Here is a 22079-nt window from a genome sequence, read left to right on the forward strand (position 1 = left end):
TAGCGCCAAGGCGGAGTCGGACATGATCTTCAGCAGCATCCCCCGCACCGGACTGGTCGCCCTGACGCTTCTGTCGATGGCCGGCTGCTCGACCATCGCCAGCGGCCCGCGTGCCGTCCTCGGCTATGCCGCCCCGGGCCTCGTCGGCGACCCCCGCTATGCCGCGTTCGAGGATCATGGCCGCACCATCCCGGCCATCCCCGCCGCGCATCTCACCGACGAGAACGTCCGCCAGCTGGTCGACTTCACTGGCCCGGAAGCGCCGGGGACCATCGTCGTCGATCCGGCCGCGCACTTCCTCTATCTCGTCGAGGAGAACGGCAAGGCGATGCGCTACCGCGTCGGCGTCGGCAAGGCCGGCTTCGCCTTCGCCGGCAACGCCACGATCGCCCGCAAGGCGGAATGGCCGGGCTGGACGCCGACTGCCAACATGCTGAAGCGCGAGCCCGACCGCTTCGGCCCCTATGCCGGCGGCCTTGAGGGCGGGCTCGGCAACCCGCTCGGAGCGCGCGCCCTCTATCTCTACCGCGGCGGCCGCGACACCTATTACCGCATCCACGGCACCAACGAGCCGGCGACGATCGGCCGCTCGGTGTCGTCCGGCTGCATCCGGATGTTCAACCAGGACGTCATCGACCTCGAGACCCGGGTTCCCGTCGGCGCCAAGGTCGTGGTGCGCAGCACGTCGGCACCCGTCGCCTGAAATTTAGGTGTGAGCGCCAGGGCGCGGCCGGCGGCGAAACGATCCGCCGCGGTCAGGGCAGCGTGACGGGCTCGGCGCCGGTTCCGCTGAAAGGCACGCGCTCGGGCGCCGTGGCGCCGGCCGACACCACAAACTGCATCGCCTCGTCGGCCGTCCAGTCGACATAGGTCAGGTCGTCCACCGGGACGATCTCGATGAAGCCCGAGGTCGGGTTCGGCGCCGTCGGCACGTAGACGGCGGCCAGCAGCCGTTCCGGATCGCCGGCATCGGCAAAGGTGCGGGTGACGAAGCCGAGGGTGCGCATGCCGGGATTGGGAAAGCGGATCAGCACCACCCGCTGCATGCTGGTCTCGGTCGACTGGAACACTTCCAGCATCCGGCGGACCGAGCTGTAGAGGCTGCGCACGAAGGGAAGGCGCTCGATCGTGCGGTTGACCAGCGAAATCACCTTCCGCCCGAGGACCGCCTGGGTCAGCGCCCCGAGCACGTAGAGGCCGACCAGCACGAGCGCCAGGGCGAGCACCGACTGGAAGACGTCGGCGCGCAGCAGGTTGGCGACGGGCGGCGAGTAGGATTGCGCCCAGAATGCCAGCCCGAGAACCATCGGCCGGCCGAAGCCGATCAGCGTGGTGATCACGAGGTTGAGGATCCAGATCGTCACCACCACCGGGATCAGCGTCAGGATGCCGGCAATGATGTTGCGCTTGACTGATTCCACCGGTGTTCTCCTGCGATTTGCTGCGCCCCAGCAAAGCCCGGACCGCGCTCTGCCGCAATGCCGCATGGGCGTCGCCGGGCCGCCGTTCCGGTTTCGGACGCGCCCGCGCACTGGACTGCGGTCCGTCGGACGCCAGTTGCTCAAGGACCGCCGATGCGGCTGGATCACCCGGAGGCAACGCCCAGATGAACACCGCCAACCTGCAGCTCGAGGGGCTCTACACGGCCGTGCAGTCGGTGCTGTGCGCTCTGAGGGAGAAGCAGATCCTCACCGCCGACGAGATCGACCGGGCCCTCGCCGGGGCCGAGAGCGTCGCGGGCGCCGATCCGCGCCGTCCCACCGAACTTTCGGGATCGAACCGCGAGGCGGTGCTGTTCCCGATCCGCTACCTGCGCGTCGCCAACCGGCTTTGCGACGCCGGCCCGCTGCCGACCTTCAGCGAGGTCGCGACGCTGGTCGGACGCGAGAACAAGCCGGGCAGCTGAACCCGCCGTCGGCGGGCCCGACCGAGCCGGACACTTGCGCGGATCACTCGTCGTCGGTGGGGTATTCGCAGCGATTGTGGATGTGCGTCGCCGCATAGGCGGCCTGGCCCATCCCGACGACGATCTGGTCGAGGCCGATGACGACGTCACCGATGGCATAGAGCCCCTTGACGCTGGTCTGGCAGTGCTCGTCGACCCAGAGCGCGTTGCGCTCGTCGTGCCGGGCCCCGAGGGCGAGCCCGAGCTCCGAGCGATAGCGCAGGCCGAGGGCGGAATAGAGGATATCGAACCGCAGCTCCTGCTGCGCGGTGCGCAGCGCGCCGATCGCGTCGCCCTTGTGGTCGAGGGCGACGATGGGATCCTCCACGATCGTCACCCCCTTCTCGCGCAGGTCCTCGGCCTGGTCCGGCTGCAGATCGAGCTCTTCCCCGAGCGTCAGCAGCGTGACGTCGTCGCTGTAGGTGCGGCGGATGAAGATCGCCTCCCCCACCCCGTGATCGCCCCTGGCGATGACGGCGACGCGCTTGCCGATCGCCTCGTAGCCGTCGCAGATCGGGCAATAGCGCACCAGGCCGCGGCGCACGGCGTCGGGCACATCCGGCAGGTCCGGCTCGACGTCCACGGCACCGGTGGCCAAAACCACCCGACGGGCCGACACGTCGCGGACGGCGCCGTCGGGCGATTCGATGGTCGCGACGAAGCCGCCATCTGACTTGGCGATCGCCGTCACGCGCGCTGTCTCGGCGACGACGTCGTAGCGGGCCGCGTGCTCGCGTTCGCGCGCGAGGATCTGCTTGCCGGATATGCCGCTCGAAAAGAACGGGATGTTGTGGCTCTCGGGGATCCAGGCGGCGCGGCTCTCGCCACCGTCGACGAGCAGGACCGACCGGCGGAAGCGCTTGAGGTAGAGCGCCGCGGTCAGCCCGGCAGGGCCTCCCCCGACGATCAGGCAGTCGACGACGGCAGCAGGGTCGTTCAAGGGGCACCCATGGAAGTTGCCCGCTCCCAGGCGGAACCGGCGGCCTCGCCGAGATAGCCCCGCGCCAGCCCGATGTCGATCCGGTGCCGGCGGCGAAGTCGGCAGGCGCGACCCATGCCGGCCTGCGGCGGGCCGCCGCGCCGATCGCGCCACGAATATTCCGCCGGGCGACGAAGTTTGACGCCGCGTTCACGTTTCGGCACTTGTGACAGTAACCGCGGGGTGGATACATTCGGCTTGGTGCGTTGCCGCAGTCATCCTTCCGGGTTCCGGGTGCCTCATCATGAACGCTTGTCAGCGCGGCAGCACGGGCCGCTCGTTGCTTTCGGTCCTTGCCACTTCCCTGCTTCTATCGATCCTCGCACTCCCGGCCGCCGCTCAGGCGCCGGGCGCGCCGCCGCCACCGGTGACGGTGGCCAAGCCGATCGTGCGGGAGATCGTCGAGGACGACGAGTTCATCGGCCGCTTCGAGGCGGTCGATGCGGTGTCGATCCGCGCCCGTGTGGGCGGCTATCTCGACAAGGTGCATTTCCGCGACGGCGCCCTGGTGAAGGTCGGCGATCCGCTCTTCACCATCGACCAGCGCCCATTCCAGTTCGCCCTGGAGCAGGCGCAGTCGCAGCTGGCGGTGTCCGAGACCTCGCTCGACTTCGCCGAAAGCCAGTACCGGCGGGCCGAGGAACTGTCGAAATCCGGCAATATTCCCGTCTCCACGGTCGACGACCGGCGGCGCGAATTCCTGGCGGCGCAGGCGAGCCACGAAGGCGCCAAGACCGCCGTCGCGGCCGCGCAGCTCGACCTCGAATACACCGAGATCACCGCCCCGATCGCCGGGCGCATCGACCGGCGCCTGGTCTCCGTCGGCAATCTCGTCCAGGCCGACCAGACGATCCTGACCAGCATCGTCTCGCTGGATCCGATCGACTTCTATTTCGACATCGACGAGCGGGAATTCCTCGCCTACTCGCGCGACGCCGCCCAGCGGGGCGGCAATCTCCAGGAGGGCGCCGGCGGGCTACCCGTGACGGTGCATCTCCCCGACGGCGACCTCGATGCGATCTCGGGCGAGCTGAACTTCGCCGAGAACCGCATCGACCGGGAGACCGGCACGATGCGGGTGCGGGCCCGCTTCCCCAACCCCGACCTCAAGGTCTTGCCGGGCCTTTTCGGCCGGGTCAACGTGCCGGGCTCGCTGCCGCACCAGGGCATCCTGGTGCCCGACGAGGCGATCGGCGCGGACCAGGACCGCCGCATCGTCTACGTGGTGGCGGAGGACAACACGGTATCCGCCAAGCCGGTGCGCACCGGCCCGCGCCTCTACGGCTACCGCGTCGTGCGCTCGGGCCTGACCGGCGACGAGACCATCGTCGTCAACGGGCTGATGCGCGTGCGGCCGAACATCACGGTCGATCCGCAGCCGGAAACGCTGCCGCCGGAACGCGTTGCCGAGGGCGAGGAATGAGGTTCGCGCACTTCTTCGTCGACCGGCCGATCTTCGCCAGCGTCATCTCGCTGCTGCTGCTGATCATCGGCGGCATCTCCTACACGCAGCTTCCGGTGGCGCAGTATCCGGAGATCGCGCCGCCGACGGTGGTGGTGCGCGCACAATATACCGGCGCCGACGCCGAGACCGTCGCCAACACCGTGGCAACGCCCATCGAGCAGGAGATCAACGGCGTCGAGAACATGCTCTACATGTCCTCGTACTCGACGAGCGACGGGGCGATGAGCCTGACGATCACGTTCCGGCTTGGCACCGACCTGGACGAGGCGCAGGTGCTGGTCCAGAACCGCGTCGCGGTGGCGGAACCACGTCTGCCCGAAGAGGTCCGCCGGATCGGCGTGACGACCTTGAAGAGTTCGCCGGATCTGATGATGGTCGTCCACATGCTGTCCCCCAACGGCAGCTACGACCAGCTCTACACGTCGAACTATGCCCGTTCGCGCGTCCGCGATGCCCTGCTCCGGCTCGACGGCGTCGGCGACCTGATCATCTTCGGCGAGCGCGAGTACTCGCTGCGGATATGGCTCGATCCGGACAAGCTGTCGTCCTACGGCATGACCGCCGGCGACGTCGTCCAGTCGCTGCGCGACCAGAACGTCCAGGTTTCCGGCGGCGCGATCGGAGCACCGCCGAACGACGGCGAGAACGCCTTCCAGTACACGGTGACGACGCAGGGCCGTTTCGAGGACGCGCGGGAATTTCGCTACGTGATCGTCAAGTCGACGTCGGACGGACGGCTGATCGAGCTGCAGGACGTCGCGCGGATCGAGCTCGGCGCGCGCGACTACGTCACCAACAGCTATCTCAACGGCCAGCCGGCGGTGGCACTGGCGATCTTCCAGCGGCCGGGCACCAATGCCCTCGCCACCTCTGAAGAGGTCATTGCCACGATGGAGCGGCTGTCGGCGGACTTCCCGCCCGGGCTCGCCTACCAGATCGTCTACAATCCGACGGAATTCATCTCGGAGTCGATCAACGAGGTCTACAAGACGATTTTCGAGGCCATCATCCTGGTGGTCGTCGTCATCATCGTGTTCCTCCAGTCGTGGCGCACGGCGTTGATTCCGATCGTCGCGATCCCGGTGTCCCTCATCGGGACCTTCGCGCTGCTGCTCGCCTTCGGATTCTCGCTCAACATGCTGACGCTGTTCGGCCTCGTGCTGGCGATCGGCATCGTCGTCGACGACGCCATCGTCGTGGTCGAGAATGTCGAGCGCAATATTGCCGAGGGCATGACGCCGAAGCAGGCGGCGCACCAGACCATGGACGAGGTCGGCACCGCCGTCATCGCCATCTCGCTGGTGCTGATCGCGGTGTTCGTCCCGACGGCTTTCATCCCCGGCATATCGGGGCAATTCTACCTGCAGTTCGCGGTGACGATCGCGGTGGCGACGGCGATCTCGGCCTTGAACTCGCTCACCCTCTCGCCGGCGCTGGCCGGGATCCTGCTGAAGTCGCACGACCACCAGCCACCGCGATCCCGTATTGCGCGGTTCGGCAGCAGCCTTGCCAATGGCTTCAACCGGGGGTTCGACCGCATGGCGAACGGCTATGCCAGGGCGGTGCGCTTCCTGGTCGGCACCCGGGTCGCGCTCGCCGCCATGCTGCTGATCTTCGCGGGCCTGCTCTACGCCACCTACCACATGGCGACGACGGTACCGCGCGGCTTCATCCCGACGCTCGATCAGGGTTACGCCATCACCGTCATCCAGTTGCCGGAGGGTGCCTCGCTTGCCCGTACGGACGCCGTGGTGCGCCGTGCCTCCGAGATCATCGAAGCGACACCTGGGGTTGCCAACGCCGTCGCCTTCTCCGGCTTCTCCGGCGCAACGTTCACCAATGCGTCCAACGCCGGCGTGATCTTCGCCGCCTTCGACAGTTTCGAGCAGCGCGGAGAGGAAGGCCTGGGAGCGGACGCCGTCATCGGCTCGCTGTTCGGACGTCTCCAGGAGATCCAGGAGGCCTTCATCATCGCCATCCCGCCCCCGTCGATCCGCGGCGTCGGCAATGGTGGCGGCTTCAGGATGCAGGTCGAGGAACTCAACAGTTCCGACGTGCGGGCGATCACCGGGCTCGCGCAGGAAATCGTCGGAGCGGCCAACCAGACGCCGGGGCTGGCCGGCGTCTTCACGACGTTCTCCGCCTCCAGCCCGCAGCTCTATCTGGAGATCGACCGCGACAAGGCCCGCATGCTGGACGTGCCGATCCCCAACATCTTCGAGACGCTGTCGATCAACCTCGGCGCGTCATACGTCAACGACTTCAATGCGTTCGGCCGGGTCTATCAAGTGCGGGCGCAGGCCGACGAGCGCTTCCGCGTCGAGCGGGAGGACATCCTGCGCCTGAAGGTTCGCTCGGCCTCCGGCGCGCTGGTGCCGCTCGGCACGCTGGTCGAGATCCGCGACGTCACCGGCCCGGCGCTGGTGCAGCGCTACAACATGTACGTATCGATCCCGATCCAGGGCAATCCGGCCCCCGGCGTCTCGACCGGCCAGGCGCTCGACAGCATGGAGACCGTCGCCCGCAACATCCTGCCGCAGGGCACCACCTTCGAGTGGACCGAACTCGCCTATCAGGAGCGCCAGACCGGCAACACGGCGATCTTCATCTTCGGCCTGTCGGTGCTGTTCGTCTTCCTCGCCCTGTCGGCGCAATACGAGAGCTGGACGCTGCCGCTGGCGATCATCCTGATCGTGCCGCTCGCGGTCCTCGCCGGGCTGCTCGGCGTCGCCTATCGCGGCTTCGACAACAACATCCTCACCCAGATCGGCCTGATCGTGCTGATCGGCCTGGCCGCCAAGAACGCCATCCTGATCGTCGAGTTCGCGCGGCAGGCGGAGGAAGCCGGCGCCAACGCCGTCGACGCCGTGGTCGAAGCCTGCCGGCTGCGGCTGCGGCCGATCCTGATGACCGCCTTCGCCTTCATCCTCGGCGTGGTGCCGCTGGTCATCGCCACCGGCCCGGGCGCGGAGATGCGCCAGTCGCTCGGCACCGCCGTCTTCTCCGGCATGCTCGGCGTCACCTTCTTCGGCCTGTTCCTCACCCCGGTGTTCTTCGTGGTGCTGCGGGGGCTGTTCGGCAGCCGACGCCGCGAGGCGCCGCCGGAGCGGTCCGATCTGGAGGCGAGCCCGGCGGAATGAGGTGAGGCGTCAGAGCGCGACGAAGCCGGCGAGGCCGGCCGCCACGACCACCGCCCATGCCGGCACCCGCCAGGCGGCCAGCAGGACGAAGGCGACGGCGGCGATCGCCATGGTGCCCGGCGAGGTGATGCCTTCGGTGAAGACCGGGTCGTAGAGCGCCGCGGCCAGGAGCCCCACCACGGCAGCGTTGACCCCCGCGAGCGCGCGCTGCGACAGCGGCGCGCTGCGCAGCCCCTCCCAGAACCGCAGGGCGCCGACGATCAGCAGCGCCGACGGCAGGAAGATCGCGACCAGCGCGATCGCCGCGCCCGCGATGCCCGTCGGCGGCGCATTCATCACCGCGCCGAGATAGGCGGCGAAGGAGAACAGCGGGCCCGGCACCGCCTGCGCCGCGCCATAGCCCGCCAGGAACGCCTCGCGCGAGACGAGGCCCGGGTCGACGACTTCCGCCTGCAGCAGCGGCAGGACCACGTGGCCGCCGCCGAACACCAGTGCGCCGGCGCGGTAGAAGCCGTCGAACAGCGTCACGGCGCCATTGCCGGTCCCCGCCGCAAGGATCGGCAGGACGAGCAGCAGCGCGGCAAACAGCGCCAGCGCGCCGAGGGCCGCCGTCCGGCTGACGGGAACCGCCAGCCCGCCGAAATCGCCCGTCCCCGGCGCGATGCCGCGCAGCGAGGCGAGCCCGAGCACGGCGCCGATGGCGATGACCAGCACCTGGCCCCAGGCCGTCGGGATCAGCAGCGCGAGCACCATGCCGGCGACGGCGATGGCCGCGCGCTCGCGATCCGGCGTCAGGCTCCGGGCCATGCCGAGCACGGCATGCGCGACGACGGCCACGGCCGCCGCCTTCAGCCCGTCGATCCAGCCCGAGCCGCCGTCCGCGCCGAGCGCCGCTGCGCCGTAGGCGAAGGCGACGAGCAGGATCGCCGATGGCAGGGTGAAAGCCGTCCAGGCCGCCAGCAGGCCGAGATAGCCGGCCCGCTGCAGCCCGATCGCCATGCCCACCTGGCTCGAGGCCGGGCCCGGCAGGAACTGGCACAGCGCCACCAGATCGGCATAGGCCCGGTCGCCGATCCACTGCCGGCGGCTGACGAAGGCCTCGCGGAAATAACCGATATGAGCCACCGGTCCGCCGAAGGATGTCAGGCCGAGCAGCAGGAAGACCCGGAAGACTTCGAGCGGCGAGCCCGGGTGGACCTGTCCGGTGGCGGCAGCGTGTTCGCTGGCCGCCATTATCGCTGCGCTCTCGTCGGCTTCCGCAGATACCCATTCATCGGTTCACCCCTCACCATGCGTGCGCTTCGTCGCGACGGCACGAAAGCCGAGCAGTCCCGCTTGCGCAAGGGCGGGGAGAGGTTGCTCGTAAGCGCTGCGCGAAGACGGCAGCATGACAATCTCCGCAACTATCGTTGGGCCGGCCTATGAAGCTTACCCTTGTCCCCCTCGCCGCCCTTCTCGCCATGACGGCGTCCGCCGAAGCCCGGTCGCGGGCGGCCGAGTATCTGGTGGCCGAGCAGATCGCGGAAGCGTGCGATGGCGGCCGCGGCACGATCGAGCCAAGCGGGGTCATCGAGCGCGACCTCACCGGCGACGGGGCGGCAGACCTGATCATCGCGCACGAGGCGATCACCTGCGCCGGCGGTGGCGTTTCGGGGCGCAGCCTGTTCTGCGGGATGCAGGTCTGTTCGGTGCATTTCTATGTCCGGCGCGGGACGCTGCTCCAGCCCGTCCTGGAAATGCTTGGCGGTGGCGTCACCGCCGGTCCGGGCGACGTCCCCGACATCTCGATGTACGCCCATGGCGGCACCCAAGGCTCCGTCCGCTGGAATGGCCGGACCTTCGACTAGTGCCGACGGCGTCATCCGGACAATGAACCTGGCTTCTCGCCGCTGACAGTCGGCAGTGCGACTTGCCACGGGCCGGCGACTCAAGGACCGTACCGCGGCAAGTTCGCCCTGGTCGTCAGCGGCCGCCGCCCGCCGCGACCCCAGCCAGTCATCCGTATCCGCAGAGGCCGACCCGCATGCGCCTGTTCTTCTCCCCCGAGCAGCTTGCTCATCGGCCCACCCAATACGGCGTCCATGGCCGGCTCATCCGGCCGCTTGAGAACCCCGAGCGCGGAGAGACGCTGATCGCCTCGCTCGGCCGGCTCGGGATCGAGCCGGAGCGGCCGGCGCCGATCGATCGGGCTGCGATCCTGGCGGTCCATGCGGACCACTATGTCGAATTCCTCGAGTCGGCCTTCGCGCGGTTCCAGGCGCTGCCCAATGCCGGGCCGGAGGTCCTGCCGAACGTTCATCCGTATTTTTCGGGCGCGACGCAGCTGGGCGCCCGGCCGCGCCCCCGGACGACCGGCATACTCGGCCAGGCCGGCTGGTATATCGGCGATCTCTCCTGCGCGATGACGGAAGGCACGTTCGGCGCGGCGCTCGCCTCGGCGGCCACCGCGGCGGCGGCGGCGCAGGCGGTGCTGGACGGCGCGCCGGCCGCCTACGCGCTTTCCCGGCCGCCCGGCCACCACGCCTATCCGGATCGTGCCAACGGCTTCTGCTTCTTCAACAATGCCGCCATCGCCGCGCAGCTGCTGCGCGGGCGCTACAAGCGCGTCGCCATCATCGACTTCGACACGCATCACGGCGACGGCTCGCAGGCGATCTTCTATGACCGGGACGACGTCTTCGTCGGGTCGACCCACACCGACCCGTCCTCGTACTACCCGCATTTCTTCGGCTATGCCGAGGAACGGGGCGTGGACGCAGGCGAAGGTTTCAACCTCAACCTGCCGCTGGCGCCGGGCACCGGCGATGCCGCCTTCGTCGCGGCGGTCGGCACGCTGGCGGACGCCGTCAGCCGATTCGGCGCAGAGGCGCTGGTGATCTCGGCCGGCTGGGACGCGCATCGCGACGACCCGCTGTCGAAGCTCGCCGTCACCACCGCCGCCTACCCGTCGCTCGGCCGCCTGCTCCGTGGCGTGAACCTGCCGACGGTGGTCGTCCAGGAGGGCGGCTACTCGCTCGCGGCGGTGGCCGAAGCCGCGCCGGCCTTCGTCGCGGCGTTCCAGGAAGGCTGAAGAGGCGGGCAATCAGCTGAGCTGGCCTTGGCCTGCCGTGTGGCGGGGAGAAGCCGGTCGCCCCTCCCCGATCACCGTCAGCCCTGGTCGGGCTCGAAATTCATCGCCACGCCGTTGATGCAGTAGCGCAAGCCCGTCGGCGGCGGCCCGTCCGGGAAGACGTGGCCGAGATGGCTGCCGCAGTTGCTGCAGTGGCACTCGGTGCGGACCATGCCGTGGCTGCGGTCCTCGGTTGTCTCGACGGCGCCTTCCACCGGCGTGTCGAAGCTCGGCCAGCCCGTGCCGCTCTCGAATTTCCGCCCCGCCACGAAGAGCGGCTGGCCGCAGCCGGCGCAGGTGAACATGCCCGGGCGCTTCTCGTGCAGCAGCGCGCAGCTGCCCGGGCGTTCGGTGCCGTGGCCGCGCATGACCGCGTACTGCTCGGGCGTCAGCACGGCGCGCCACTCGGCATCGGTGCGGGTGAAGGGATAGGTCTTGGCGTCCATGCTGGGCTCCTGGCTGTATCCCGCGCCTCGCGGCACGGGGAATTTGAAGGTCCGCTCGGCGGCGCGGGCGAGGCCTGATGGCTCGTCGGTCCGCCCGAGGGCCGTCTGGCGCTCATATAGGCAGGCATCCCGCGCGGCACGAGACCGGCCCTGCGGACGGCGGCGAACTCAGGCCGGCACGGAAAGACCGGAGGCGGCGGCCCGCACGACTCCTTCGTCCTGCATGTCCTGCCAGGCCCGCTCCAGGGAGCCATCGAGATCGATGGCGCGGCAGGCGTCCTCGACGACCACGACCTCGAATCCGGCGGCCCGCCCATCCTGCGCCGTCCACGAGACGCAGAAATCGGTGGCGAGGCCGGCGATGAAGATGCGGGTCGCGCCGCGCTCGCGCAGATAGCCCGCAAGGCCGGTGGGCGTCCGGCGGTCGGCCTCGCGGAATGCCGAATAGCTGTCGACGCCGGGATGGAACCCCTTGCGCAGGACCATCTGCGCGGCGGGAACGACGAGTCCGGCATGGAGCGCCGCGCCCGGCGTGCCCATGACGCAGTGATCCGGCCACAGCACCTGCGGCCCGTAGGCGAGGTCGATCGTCTCGAACGGATTGCGGCCATGGGTGGAAGCGAAGGAGGCGTGCCCCGGCGTGTGCCAGTCCTGGGTCAGCACCACGACGGAAAACAGCGACGCCAGTCCGTTGATGATCGGCACGACCGCCTCCCCGTCAGCTACCGCAAGGGCGCCGCCGGTGCAGAAATCGTTCTGGACGTCGACGACGAGCAGGGCGTCGTCAGCGCGAATCTCGAAATTTGCCATGAGACGACGATGGCATCGATCCACGCCCCGGGAAAGCGCACCCTGCTCGACGAGCGGGACGCGAGCGGCAAACGGCCGCTGACGCTCGCTCGCGCCCCGCAGAGCCCATGCCGGGCCGAGAGACTCGGCCCGGCCGGTACGTCTCAGTCGAGCGAAATTGCCGCCCGGAGGTCGGGCGCCGGGCGATGGGTGACGTCGACGCGGTCGCCGGTCCGCGAGATGACGACATCGTTCGAGCGCTCGCCCACGGCGGCGGGTACCGCGATGGTGATGCTCTGCCCGTCGGCCAGCGTGGAGACGACACGGACCGGCTCGCCGCTCTCGCCATCGGCGATCGTCGCGACGACGCGGAAGCCGTCCGGCTCGACCGTGTAATAGGCGGCGCCAGTGACGTCGCCGAGCGCGATGCCCTGCCCGGAAAGCGGCTTCAGCTCGCCGGCGATGGCCCCGGTTGCGAGAAGGCTGGCGAGGGTTGCTGCAAAAATGGTCTTCATGGTCTGGTTCCTGAGATCCGGTGTGAACCTCCCAAACCACAGACTAGGTACGATTGCTGCGCCGCACAACGGCATGGCAGCCATGAAGAATTGCCGGGGCACGCACATGATCTGACGATTGCGGGGCGTGTGCTGACAGCAGATACTCGCCGGGAGCGGCGACGGATGCAGCCCGTCGTGACCTGCATCCGTCGACTGACTTGCCGGTACTTGGTCCGGGGCCCGAACTACTGATAACGCAAGGCTTCTCGCGTCATCAGCATCCGGCGTCTCACACTGCCTGTCGATGCGGCGACGTCCGGTGTCGGCTTCGCCTCTTCCGGCACTCCGGTTCCGGCATGGCGGTCGGGCGATCGGCAGTATGATGGCGAGGCCCGGCGCCGTTCCGGACGAGCTTTGCTGCATCGCAACGGTATGGAACGGATGTCGCGCTCCGGCCTTATCACCCGACGACAATCCCGGAGAAAACGATGAGCGCACCGACGCGTCACCCCCAGCGACTTATCGCCGCGTCTCTTGGCGGGCTGCTCGCTATGGCCGGTTCCGGACTGGCGCAGGTGAGCGAACCGGCGGCCGACGTCGAGAATCCGGCGAGGCTGGTCGAGGTGTCGCTCGGCGACTGGGGCGTGAAGACGGCTCTGGCCAGGGATCTCGCCGTTGGAATCGCCGATGTACCGCTGACCGTCGCGGTGCCGGAGGCGCTCGCGGCCGAGGTGTGCCCGGTTTCCGACGAGGATCTCGAGCAGCAGGAGGTGATCAGCCCGACCCGCACTTGCGCGGCGAAGAGCCTGACGGACGGACTGCGTGACGAGGTGCGCAAGCAGGTCCAGCCGCAATGAAGGCAGGCGGCTGCCCGCGTCGCGGCTGAGCGGCTGTCCTCACCAGGCGCGACCCGTCGGCCACACCTTCGCCGGAATCCTCGCTTCTGAGGGTTGTCTTGCGCGCGAAAGTCCCGCAACGGAACGCGCTGGCCACCGGCCTTCCCACTTCCACGGCCTGCTGGGCCGATCATCGCTTCGGCGATTCGACCTTCCCGCCGCGACGACCGCGCGGAAGGCCCATGAAAGGCACTGAAATGCGCATCGCCGCGACCCTGGCTGTCAGCCTCCTCCTGTCCGGATGCGTGACCGGCGGAAACGACCTGGAAGATGCCCTGCGGCTGACCGAGGCGGAGGACGATGCGCATTGCCGCAGTCTTCTGATCCAGCCCGGCGAGCTGGTCTATGCCCAGTGCCGGTTGGCGATGCGCAAGACCTATCTGAACAACTACAATTCCCGCAAGGCACTGATCCAGCAGCAATACGGGTCGGTCTCCGGGGAGCTCGACCAGGCGCTGCGGGCCGACGCCTTCTGCAATTACGACGAATCGGTGAAGGAGGCGGTAAAGCCGGTTGCCGAGGACGTGGCGGCCGCCATCGCCTACGGCAATTGCGCCACGACCCGGGATGCCCTCCTGCAGGCGTTCCAGGCGGCGACGGGCGCCGACGGGACCGCCTTTTCCTTCGGGGAGCAGCCGGCGATCATCCAGCAGAACATCACCGCGATCCGCGAAGCGCGGCTGGTCATCAACGGTCCCGGGGCGGCTCAGGCCGCTCTGTGACGGGACAGGCGATTGATTCTGCTGGTGATGGAGCGTCCGAGGCCGGGATTCTCGCGCAACGTTGCACGATTTAACGAAGGTTGAGGCCTTCGTGTCATACCGCCCAGAGGTCGTGCGCGATCATGGGCCGAAGCGTGAACGGCAGCGATTTCAACGGGGTGCCCCGGTCTGCCAATACGGCCGCAACCGTTTGTTTAGATTGAGGGGTCGCTTCCCCCACGTTCCCGTTCCAGTGTGGCTTTTCGGCACTTGCCGCTATCGCCCAAAAGCAACAGGTTGCCGACGCACCGGCCGCAAACAGCGTCGGGAATTTGAACTGCGGCATCAACCGTCAGGCACTGATAGGTAGCTACTATGAAGAAAGTCATCATCGCATCGGTCGCGTGCTTCGCTCTTGCAAGCTTCGCCGGCTGCATGGGCAAGGGCATCGGCAAGGGCAAGGGCAAGGCCCCTGTCGCAGAGCCGATGGTCGTCGAAGAGACGTACGTCACCAAGGGCTAATGCCCTGGGTCACTTGGGGGGAGCCGCTTCGCGCTTCCCCCAAGTACCGCCTTATTTCAAGTTCATGACCCGCGGCGTTCCAACGTGCGTCGGGTGTCGTGACTCGGCCACGGCCGAGACGGGGACACTCTATCCCCTTTTAGAGAGGCATATCATGTCGTTGTCCCTGGTTCGGCTGGCCTTTGTGGCTTGCTTGGGAATCACCGTTGCCGGTTGCACGTCGAGCGCACCTGATACGGTGACTTCGGGCGACCGTATTTCATCCGCATCGACGTTCGCCGCACCGGCAGCTTTTGCGCCGACTGATGCCGCGACTGTCGCCCGCGCCAAACCCTATTTCGTCGAATTCCGCGCCCGTTCGGCGATGAGCTATGGCCATACCTTCGCGGTGTTCGGCGAGCTCGACCAGAACGGCCGCGTGCCCACCGACGCCAGCGGCGTCCTGATTCCGGGCATGACCGAGATCACCGGCCTGCATCCGGCCTCGACAAGCAACGTGCCCTACACGATCGGCCATGTGCTCCCCGTCCCGTCCGAGACCGGACCGAGCGACGGCGACTCCGAGAACGCCTACATGACCGCGCGCTACCGGATCGACCTGACCGAGGCGCAGTACCGCGACCTCGTGGCGTTCATCCGCAAGAAGCAGAGCAGCAGCCCGCTGTGGCATGCGGTGCTCTACAACTGCAGCGCCTATGTCGGCGACATCGCCGAGCACCTGGGCCTGAAGACGCCGAACCCGATGCTGTTCCCCAAGGACTACATCAACGAGTTGAAGGCGCTCAACACCTGACGGCTGCGCTGCCGACCCATCCGACCGATTGAACGAGAAATGCCAGGCGGCCCGGCCCCCTGGCATTTTTTGTTGGACATCGCGAAACCCGAAGCGCGGCCTTCACCCGCGGCGCGGGCCGTCCCCGTAGCCGGCGCCCGCCACCAGGTCGGCGAAGCGCTCGCCCTGCACCGCAATATGATCGCGCAGTTCGCGCTCCGCTGCCTCTCCGTCGCCGGCGACGATCGCGGCGACGATTCGGCGGTGCTCTGCCAGCGATTGGCGCATTCGCTGCGGGACCCGCAGCTGCAGGCGCCGATGCGCCTTGAGGCGGTGATGCAGGCGACGGGCCTCGGCGGCGAGAAACGCGTTGCCGCAGGCATCGTAGACCGCGTGATGGAAGCGTTCGTTCTCGTAGTAGTAGGCGTCGGGATCCCGTGATCGTGCGGCCTGCTCGCAGGCGAGGAGCGCAGTCTGCAGCGCTTCGAGGAACACGGGTTCAGCGCGCCGTGCCGCCAGGCGGCCGGCCATGCCCTCCAGCTCCGCCATCACCTCGAACATCTCGACCAGTTCGGCGAGCCCGATATGCCGGACGAAGGCGCCGCGATTGGGGATCTGCTCGATGAGGCCGGCGGAGGCCAGCTGATTGATCGCCTCGCGGATCGGGGTTCGGGACACGCCGAAACGCTTTGCCAGCAGCGACTCGTCGAGCCGCTCGCCTGCATCCCGAGCGCCGATGAGGATCTCCTGCTCCAGGGCGTCGCGAATGGCAGTGCCTCGGGGCCGCCCTCCCGTCGCCTTCGCCGGCTTGCTGCCGGCCAAGGGCGACGAATCGCCGGACGACGGATCAACAAGCGGGGTAGAATCGGTCGGTGCATCCGTCGGCGTCATGCAGATCGTATACAATCTGGTTGACATAGCATGCAAGAGTGTATTGGCTCGCGTCAACGCGCTGGGAGGCGCTTACAAGGGAGGAGAAATCCATGAAATCGATCTTGCTTTCGGCCGTCTGCACGCTGGCAATCGCCGGCGGCGCGCTGGCCCAGGACGTGACGCTGCGGGCCTCGCACCAGTTTCCGGGCGGCAAGGGCGACGTCCGGGACGAAATGGTCCAGATGATCGCACGCGAAGTCCAGGCGGCCGATGTCGGGCTGACGATGCAGGTGTTTCCGGGCGAGTCGCTGTTCAAGGCCAGCGACCAGTGGGGCGCGGTGACCAAGGGCCAGGTAGACATCACCGCCTTCCCGCTCGACTACGCGTCCGGGCGGCACCCGGAGTTCTCGGCGACGCTGATGCCGGGCCTGGTCGGCAATCACGAGCGCGCGGCGCGCCTCAACGATTCGCCGTTCATGGATTCGATCAAGGAATCGATCAACGAGGCCGGCGCCATGGTTCTCGCCGATGCGTGGCTCGCCGGCGGGTTCGTGTCGTCGCAGAACTGCATCACGACGCCCGAGAGCGCCAAGGGTCAGACGCTGCGGGCGGCCGGCCCGGCCTTCGAGCAGATGCTGGTCGGCGCCGGCGCATCGATCTCCTCGATGCCGTCGTCGGAAATCTATACCGGCATGCAGCAGAACGTCCTGCAGGGCGCCAGCACCTCGTCCGGCTCGCTCGTCTCGTTCCGCATCTACGAGGTCTCCAAGTGCCTGACGGCACCCGGCGAAAACGCCCTCTGGTTCATGTACGAGCCGGTGATCATGTCGAAGCGCTCCTTCGATCGGCTGACCAAGGAGCAGCAGGATGCGCTGATCGCCGCCGGCGAGAAGGCCGAGGCGTATTTCGCCGAAGAAGCACCGAAGCTCGATGAGAAGCTGGTCGAAGCCTACAAGAAGGCCGGCGTCGAAGTGGTCGAGATGTCCAAGGAAGACTACGATGCCTGGCTCGAGATCGCCAAGGAGACTTCCTACAAGGAGTTCGCCGAGAAGGTGCCGAACGGCCAGCAGCTGATCGACGCCGCGCTCGCCGTCGAATAGGCGGGCGTCGAGCGACGGAACCGTCCAGGGGGGCCGGCCTGCCGGCTCCCCTCCCTCGTCTCTTGCCTGGTATCTGACATGCGGTCCTTCATCGCCGGCGTCTCGGCAGTTTCGCGGTTTCTCGGCCTGATCGCCGGGATCCTGCTCGTCACCGCGATCCTTTCGGTCACGCAGATGGTGTTCGTGCGCTACGTTCTCGTGCAATCCACCGTCTGGCAGACCGAATACACGATCTATGCCATCGTCGCCGCGACCTTCCTGGGCGCGCCGTGGGTGCTGATCGAGCGCGGCCACGTCAATGTCGACCTCCTGCAGATGGCGGCAGGGCCCCGCCTGCGGCTTGCCCTGCAGATGCTCTCGGGGCTCGCCTCGATGGTGTTCGTCGGGCTGCTGGCCTACGCCGCCTGGTATCACTTCGAGGAAGCCTGGGTGAACGGCTGGACCACCGAGACGGTCTGGGCGCTGCCGCTGTGGATACCCGTCCTGCCGATGCTGATCGGGATGGTCTGGCTGCTCGTGCAATATGTCGCCGAACTGACGCGGCTCTGGCTCGACGGCGCCGATCCGGCGCTCGGCACGCAGGAAGCGCACTTCTCCGACATCGCGAAGGGAGCCTGAGATGGACCCGACAACGTCCGGCCTCGCGATGCTCGCCGGGCTCCTGGTGCTGCTCGCCATCGGCGTGCCTGTCGCCTTCTCGCTCGGCCTCGTCTCGATGGGCGCCCTCTTCGTCGTCTACGGCCCGTTCTTCCTCGAGACCATCGGCGAGCAGTTTCTCGGCGGCCTCGCCTCCTTCGGCCTCGTCGCGGTGCCGATGTTCATCCTGATGGGCGCGGCCGTCGCCTCTTCGCCGGCCGGCAAGGACCTCTACGAAGCGCTCGACCGCTGGCTCAACCGCGTGCCCGGCGGGCTGGTCCTGTCCAATCTCGGCGCCTGCTCGCTCTTCGCGGCGCTGTCCGGCTCGTCGCCGGCGACCTGTGCGGCGATCGGCAAGATGGGCATTCCCGAGATGCGCCAGCGTGGCTATCCGCCGGAGATCGCGGCCGGCTCGATCGCCGCGGGCGGCACTCTCGGCATCCTGATCCCGCCATCGGTGACGATGATCGTCTACGGCATCGCCACCGAGACCTCGATCGGGCGGCTGTTCCTGGCCGGGGTCGGCCCGGGGATCATGCTCACCGCGCTGTTCATGATCTGGACGATCTACGCCTGCAAGCGGCAGGGGCTGGGTCTCACAGAACTCAGCCAGCGCTTCACCATGCGCGAGCGCTTCGCGGCCCTGCCGCGAGTCCTGCCCTTCCTGGCGATCATCGTGGCGGTGCTGTTCGTCCTCTATGGCGGCATCGCGACGCCGTCGGAAGCCGCCGGCGTCGGCGCGCTGTTCTGCCTGATCCTGGTCGCCGTGATCTACGGCATCTTCTCCAAGAGCTGGAAGTTCAGCCAGATGAGCGGGATCTTCCGCGACACGCTGAAGGAAAGCGTGATGATCATGCTGATCATCGGCGCCTCCGAGCTCTTCGCCTTCGCCCTGTCGTCGCTGTTCATCACCCAGTCGATGGCTGCCTATATCGCGGATCTCGACGTCAATCGCTGGGTGCTGATGGGCATCATCAACGTGTTCCTGCTGGTGGCCGGCTTCTTCCTGCCGCCGGTGGCGGTGATCCTGATGACCGCGCCGATCCTGCTGCCGATCATCACCGGCGCCGGATTCGACCCCTACTGGTTCGCGGTGATCCTGACCATCAACATGGAGATCGGTCTGATCACCCCGCCTGTCGGGCTCAATCTCTACGTCATCAACGGCATCGCGCCGGACATCTCGCTCGGCCAGATCCTGCGCGGCTCGCTGCCATACGTGATGTGCATGGTGCTGGGCATCCTGCTGCTGTGCCTGTTCCCGGACATCGCCCTGTTCCTGCCCGATCTCGTGATGGGCCCCTCGGAATGAGCCGGGTTTCGCTGCTCTCCGACCTTCTGAGCTCGATCGGGGCCCGCTCCTGGTTCCTCGGTGACGACGCGGCGCGCAAGATCGCCCTGCCGGAACTCGCCGGCCTCTGCCACCGGCTGGTCTCCTCGCGCGGCGAGGCCTCGGGCGTGCGGCTCGCCGCCGACATCCTGAAGGGCATCCGCGCGCTGGGCGATGCCGACGCGGAACGGTTCTTCGCGATCCTCGCGGAGGAATTCGGACCGGACGAGGCGGCGCTGCGCGACGCCGCGGAGGCCTATGGGAGCGCGCCGGGGCCGGCGACGCTCTCCCGGCTCCAGCACCTGGCGGAACCGCCGCGGCAGGAGCTCTTCCGGCGGCTCAATCTCGCCCCCGGCGGGACGGCGGAAATCGTCCGCCTGCGCGAGCGGCTGCTGCCGTTCCTGCGGCGCGACCGCGAGCGGTTGGGGCCGGTCGACGACGATCTGCGGCATCTGTTCCAGTCATGGTTCAACCGCGGCTTCCTGCTGATGCGGCCGATCGACTGGAACACGCCGGCCAGCATCCTGGAAAAGATCATCCGCTACGAGGCGGTGCACGCCATCGCGACGTGGGAGGAACTGCGCCAGCGGCTGGCGCCGGCCGACCGGCGCTGCTTCGCCTTCTTCCACCCCTCGATACCGGACGACCCGCTGATCTTCGTCGAGGTGGCGCTGACCGCCGACATCCCGGCCTCGATCGCCTCGGTGCTGGATCCCGCCCGCCCGGTCCTCGCGCCCGATGCGGCGCAGACGGCGGTGTTCTATTCGATCTCGAACTGCCACGCCGGCCTTGCCGGCGTCAGCTTCGGCTCGTTCCTGATCAAGCAGGTCGCCGAGGACCTCAAGGAGACCGTACCGAGCCTTCGGACCTTCGTGACGCTGTCGCCGGTTCCGGGCTTCGCAGCCTGGCTCGCGGGGCTGTCGCCCGCCGGTATCGAGAAGCTGGAGGCGAACGAAAAGCAGGCGATCGCCATCGTCGGCGAACCAGGATGGACGTCCAGTCCGACCAAGGTGGAGGCGGCGCGGCCTGGCCTGCTGTCGCTGGCCGCACGCTATTTCCTGCGTGCCAAGCGGCCGGACGGCCGCCCCGTCGACCCGGTGGCACGCTTTCATCTCGGCAACGGCGCGATGCTCAACCGGATCATGCATGTCGGCGACGTCTCCGCCGGTGGGCTGGCGCAGGCGCACGGGCTGATGGTCAATTATCTCTACGATCTCCCGCGGGTCGAGCAGCGGCATGAAGCCTTTGCGAGCGAGGCGGAGATCGCGGCGAGCCGGGCGGTGACGTCGCTGCTTCCCGGCCGCGGCAGCGCAATGAAGGACGTAGCATGACGAACCGCCTGTTCGATGGCCTGATGGAAGCCGGACGCCGTGATCCGACGAAGCGCTTTGCCGTGCTGCCGGACGGGCGGAACTACACCTATGGTGACGTGGAAGCGGTCTCTGCGCGCTTCGCCAACGTCCTGATCGGTCTTGGCGTGAAGCCCGGCGACCGCGTTGCCGCCCAGGTCGAAAAGTCCATCGAAGCGCTGATGCTCTATCTCGGCACGGTCCGGGCCGGCGGCGTGTTCCTGCCGCTGAACACCGGCTACACGACCTCGGAGATCGACTACTTCCTCGACGATGCCCGCCCGGCGGTGTTCGTCTGCAATCCTGCCGCGCGCGACGGGCTGGCACCGCTCGCCGAAAAGGCCGGGGCGCGGCTCGAAACGCTGCGCGTCTGGACGTCGTCGGACAGGAGCGCGGGCTCGCTCTTCGACGCCGCCCTCGCCGCCCCGGAAACGTTCGAGACCGTCGCGCGCGCGGGCAGCGACCTCGCCGCGATCCTCTACACGTCGGGGACGACCGGCCGCTCCAAGGGCGCGATGCTGACGCACGACAATCTCCTGTCGAACGCCGAGGTGCTGCGCGACACCTGGCGCTTCACCGCCGACGACGTGCTGCTGCACGCCCTGCCGATCTTCCACACGCACGGACTGTTCGTCGCCTCCAACACGGTGCTGATCGCCGGCGCGTCGATGATCTTCCTGCCGAAGTTCGACGTCGAGCAGGTGTTTCGCTACCTGCCGCAGGCGACGAGCATGATGGGCGTGCCGACCTTCTATACGCGGCTCCTCGCCGACGACCGGCTGACGCGCGAGACGACCGCGCACATGCGCCTGTTCGTCTCCGGCTCGGCCCCCCTGCTGGCGGACACGCACCGGGAGTTCGAGGCGCGTACCGGCCAGCGCATCCTCGAGCGCTACGGCATGACCGAGACCAGCATGAGCACCTCGAATCCCTATGACGGCGAGCGCCGCGCCGGCACGGTGGGCTTCCCGCTGCCGGGGGTGGAACTTCGCGTGGTCGACGCCGAGACCGGCAAGGAGCTGCCGCAGGGCGAGATCGGCGTCATCGAGGTCAAGGGCCCGAACGTATTCTCGGGCTACTGGCAGATGCCGGAGAAGACCGCCGCGGAGTTCCGCGACGACGGCTTCTTCATCACCGGCGATCTCGGCCTGATCGATCCGGACGGCTACGTCACGATCGTCGGTCGCGGCAAGGATCTGGTGATTTCCGGCGGTTTCAACATCTATCCCAAGGAGGTTGAGCTCGCGCTGGACGAGCTGCCCGGCGTGGTCGAGAGCGCGGTGATCGGCGTGCCGCATCCCGATTTCGGCGAGGGCGTGGTCGGCGTCGTGGTGGCGAAGGGGACGCTGCGCGAGGAGGAGCTCACGGCGGCCCTCAGGGAGCGGCTGGCACGGTTCAAGCAGCCCAAGCGGATCGTCTTCGTCGACGAACTGCCCCGCAATACCATGGGCAAGGTGCAGAAGAACGTCCTGCGCGAACGCTTCGCCGATCTCCTCGCGAAGGCCTGACGCCAGGAAACCTCCCCGTCCG

22 protein-coding genes are annotated in these 22079 nt (G+C 68.0%); 15 read left to right on the plus strand and 7 right to left on the minus strand.

Annotation, left to right across the window (positions count from 1 at the left end; all coding sequences use genetic code 11):
- The first annotated feature begins 22 nt into the window (after positions 1-22).
- Positions 23-703, plus strand: coding sequence for a L,D-transpeptidase (locus LXB15_RS10155; protein WP_233952944.1), 681 nt, complete (start codon positions 23-25; stop codon positions 701-703).
- 52 nt (positions 704-755) lie between these two features.
- Here LXB15_RS10155 and LXB15_RS10160 read toward each other — a convergent pair whose 3' ends face one another.
- A complete protein-coding gene (locus LXB15_RS10160) occupies positions 756-1421 on the minus strand; it encodes a DUF502 domain-containing protein (protein WP_233952946.1) in 666 nt (221 codons plus the stop codon).
- A gap of 185 nt (positions 1422-1606) precedes the next feature.
- On the opposite strand from LXB15_RS10160, the gene LXB15_RS10165 reads away from it, so the two are divergent.
- Positions 1607-1906, plus strand: a complete 300-nt coding sequence (locus tag LXB15_RS10165; RefSeq protein ID WP_233952948.1) for a hypothetical protein — start codon at positions 1607-1609, stop codon at positions 1904-1906.
- A gap of 43 nt (positions 1907-1949) precedes the next feature.
- Here the strand turns inward: LXB15_RS10165 and LXB15_RS10170 are convergent, their stop codons facing one another.
- On the minus strand, positions 1950-2885 hold the full coding sequence (locus LXB15_RS10170) for an NAD(P)/FAD-dependent oxidoreductase (RefSeq protein ID WP_233952950.1): 936 nt from the start codon (positions 2883-2885) through the stop codon (positions 1950-1952).
- A gap of 283 nt (positions 2886-3168) precedes the next feature.
- On the opposite strand from LXB15_RS10170, the gene LXB15_RS10175 reads away from it, so the two are divergent.
- Positions 3169-4347: an efflux RND transporter periplasmic adaptor subunit gene (locus tag LXB15_RS10175; RefSeq protein ID WP_233952952.1), complete on the plus strand. Its 1179-nt coding sequence runs from the start codon at positions 3169-3171 to the stop codon at positions 4345-4347.
- Entirely contained in the window at positions 4344-7529 is a 3186-nt protein-coding gene (locus tag LXB15_RS10180; protein WP_233952953.1) for an efflux RND transporter permease subunit, read from the plus strand. The genes LXB15_RS10175 and LXB15_RS10180 overlap by 4 nt, the downstream gene beginning before the upstream one ends.
- Before the next feature lie 9 nt (positions 7530-7538).
- Here the strand turns inward: LXB15_RS10180 and chrA are convergent, their stop codons facing one another.
- Positions 7539-8762: a chromate efflux transporter gene (gene chrA / locus LXB15_RS10185; protein ID WP_233952955.1), complete on the minus strand. Its 1224-nt coding sequence runs from the start codon at positions 8760-8762 to the stop codon at positions 7539-7541.
- A gap of 188 nt (positions 8763-8950) precedes the next feature.
- On the opposite strand from chrA, the gene LXB15_RS10190 reads away from it, so the two are divergent.
- A complete protein-coding gene (locus LXB15_RS10190) occupies positions 8951-9376 on the plus strand; it encodes a hypothetical protein (protein ID WP_233952956.1) in 426 nt (141 codons plus the stop codon).
- A gap of 176 nt (positions 9377-9552) precedes the next feature.
- Positions 9553-10599, plus strand: coding sequence for a histone deacetylase family protein (locus tag LXB15_RS10195; protein WP_233952957.1), 1047 nt, complete (start codon positions 9553-9555; stop codon positions 10597-10599).
- Between the two features lie 77 nt (positions 10600-10676).
- Here the strand turns inward: LXB15_RS10195 and msrB are convergent, their stop codons facing one another.
- The 3 genes from msrB to LXB15_RS10210 all read right to left on the minus strand — a co-directional run bounded on the left by msrB (position 10677) and on the right by LXB15_RS10210 (position 12388).
- Entirely contained in the window at positions 10677-11084 is a 408-nt protein-coding gene (msrB, locus tag LXB15_RS10200; protein WP_233952958.1) for a peptide-methionine (R)-S-oxide reductase MsrB, read from the minus strand.
- A 168-nt stretch (positions 11085-11252) separates the two neighbouring features.
- The gene (gene pncA, locus LXB15_RS10205) at positions 11253-11894 is read right to left on the minus strand and encodes a bifunctional nicotinamidase/pyrazinamidase (protein ID WP_233952959.1); all 642 of its coding nucleotides are present in this window, start codon (positions 11892-11894) and stop codon (positions 11253-11255) included.
- 143 nt (positions 11895-12037) lie between these two features.
- Positions 12038-12388, minus strand: a complete 351-nt coding sequence (locus LXB15_RS10210; RefSeq protein WP_233952960.1) for a hypothetical protein — start codon at positions 12386-12388, stop codon at positions 12038-12040.
- Between the two features lie 470 nt (positions 12389-12858).
- Between LXB15_RS10210 and LXB15_RS10215 the strand changes: the two genes are divergently transcribed.
- From LXB15_RS10215 to LXB15_RS10230, 4 genes are all read left to right on the plus strand, one after another.
- Positions 12859-13227, plus strand: a complete 369-nt coding sequence (locus tag LXB15_RS10215; RefSeq protein WP_233952961.1) for a hypothetical protein — start codon at positions 12859-12861, stop codon at positions 13225-13227.
- A gap of 221 nt (positions 13228-13448) precedes the next feature.
- Positions 13449-13988, plus strand: coding sequence for a hypothetical protein (locus tag LXB15_RS10220; RefSeq protein WP_233952962.1), 540 nt, complete (start codon positions 13449-13451; stop codon positions 13986-13988).
- A 354-nt stretch (positions 13989-14342) separates the two neighbouring features.
- Entirely contained in the window at positions 14343-14489 is a 147-nt protein-coding gene (locus tag LXB15_RS10225; protein WP_163043604.1) for an ABC transporter, read from the plus strand.
- A gap of 154 nt (positions 14490-14643) precedes the next feature.
- A complete protein-coding gene (locus tag LXB15_RS10230) occupies positions 14644-15282 on the plus strand; it encodes a hypothetical protein (RefSeq protein WP_233952964.1) in 639 nt (212 codons plus the stop codon).
- Positions 15283-15384: 102 nt separating this feature from the next.
- On the opposite strand, the gene LXB15_RS10235 is transcribed toward LXB15_RS10230, so the two are convergent.
- Positions 15385-16152 carry a GntR family transcriptional regulator gene (locus tag LXB15_RS10235; RefSeq protein WP_233952966.1) on the minus strand — a complete coding sequence of 256 codons (768 nt, stop codon included), beginning with the start codon at positions 16150-16152 and terminating at the stop codon, positions 15385-15387.
- Positions 16153-16244: 92 nt separating this feature from the next.
- Between LXB15_RS10235 and dctP the strand changes: the two genes are divergently transcribed.
- The 5 genes from dctP (at position 16245) to LXB15_RS10260 (ending at position 22057) form a co-directional block, all read left to right on the plus strand.
- Positions 16245-17234, plus strand: coding sequence for a TRAP transporter substrate-binding protein DctP (gene dctP, locus LXB15_RS10240; protein WP_233952968.1), 990 nt, complete (start codon positions 16245-16247; stop codon positions 17232-17234).
- A 78-nt stretch (positions 17235-17312) separates the two neighbouring features.
- A complete protein-coding gene (locus LXB15_RS10245) occupies positions 17313-17852 on the plus strand; it encodes a TRAP transporter small permease subunit (protein ID WP_233952969.1) in 540 nt (179 codons plus the stop codon).
- 1 nt (position 17853) lies between these two features.
- Complete coding sequence (locus tag LXB15_RS10250) at positions 17854-19182, plus strand: TRAP transporter large permease (protein WP_233952970.1); 1329 nt, start codon at positions 17854-17856, stop codon at positions 19180-19182.
- Positions 19179-20531 carry a malonyl-CoA decarboxylase gene (locus LXB15_RS10255; protein ID WP_233952971.1) on the plus strand — a complete coding sequence of 451 codons (1353 nt, stop codon included), beginning with the start codon at positions 19179-19181 and terminating at the stop codon, positions 20529-20531. The genes LXB15_RS10250 and LXB15_RS10255 overlap by 4 nt, the downstream gene beginning before the upstream one ends.
- Positions 20528-22057, plus strand: coding sequence for a malonyl-CoA synthase (locus LXB15_RS10260; protein ID WP_233952972.1), 1530 nt, complete (start codon positions 20528-20530; stop codon positions 22055-22057). Before LXB15_RS10255 ends, LXB15_RS10260 begins: the two co-directional genes overlap by 4 nt.
- Positions 22058-22079: the final 22 nt, after the last annotated feature.

Origin of the sequence: Aurantimonas sp. HBX-1 (assembly GCF_021391535.1) — a bacterium.
Classification (GTDB): domain Bacteria; phylum Pseudomonadota; class Alphaproteobacteria; order Rhizobiales; family Rhizobiaceae; genus Aurantimonas.